This window comes from Streptomyces murinus (assembly GCF_002154555.1).
Lineage (GTDB): Bacteria > Actinomycetota > Actinomycetes > Streptomycetales > Streptomycetaceae > Streptomyces > Streptomyces murinus.
Map to the genome: position 1 here is coordinate 1 of NZ_MUNF01000851.1, position 713 is coordinate 713.

Consider the following 713-nt stretch of genomic DNA (forward strand, 5'->3'; position numbering starts at 1 on the left):
CTGGACGACGCCACCGGTGTCCCCGAGTGGGCGGCCATACGCACCGGCCTCTTCTCCCGCGACGCGTTCGTCCCCCTGGAACCGAGCGAGCTCGTCGAGGGCACCCTCCATGTCCCCTTCGACCGCTCCCTGATCAAGGACGCCCCCGACTTCGGCGTGGGCCGCCACCTCTCCCCCGAACAGGAACTCCAGCTCTACCACCACTACGGCCTCGACGTGACCCCGGACGCCGCCGCTGACCACGACTTCGGCAAGCTGGCGGGCTCGGAGGAGACATAGCCCCTGGACGCCGGGGGGCTTCGACGACGAGGGCGAGACCGTCGAGCGGCGGTCATGGCCCGGCCGACAGATCGGGGGCGGGCGACAGGTCGGAGGCGGACGAGGGAGCGGGTGCCGTGACGACCAGGGGCAGCGGGTCCGCAGGCTCCAGCGCGGGGTCGGTGACCAGGAAGGTGCGTATCCGCCCCGGCGGCGACTGGGGGGTCTCGAAGCGCACCGTCACCCGGCCCACCCCGCTCCCCTGCACCCACCCGTACCCGTGCTCCGCGTGCCGCACGTCCTGGCCGGCCCGCCAGTGCGGCAGCACCGGCTCCCGGGGCACCGCGACCGGCTCGGCCACGGCCTCCTCCGGCGCCGGTTCCGCCCGCGAGGACGCCTGGGCGAACAGGTCCTCCTGGGTGTAGTCGGCGAGCCCGGAGACGCCGACACCGACC

At 74.2% G+C, this 713-nt stretch carries 1 protein-coding gene and 1 pseudogene; one reads left to right on the plus strand and one right to left on the minus strand.

Features of this window, described 5'->3' with window-relative positions:
- The coding region (locus CCN72_RS35800; protein ID WP_086812537.1) for a photosystem reaction center subunit H at positions 1 to 279 on the plus strand (279 nt) is incomplete at its 5' end.
- Positions 280 to 331: 52 nt separating this feature from the next.
- Here the strand turns inward: CCN72_RS35800 and CCN72_RS35805 are convergent.
- Positions 332 to 713 (minus strand): annotated as a pseudogene (locus CCN72_RS35805) (DNA polymerase IV); the annotation flags it as partial.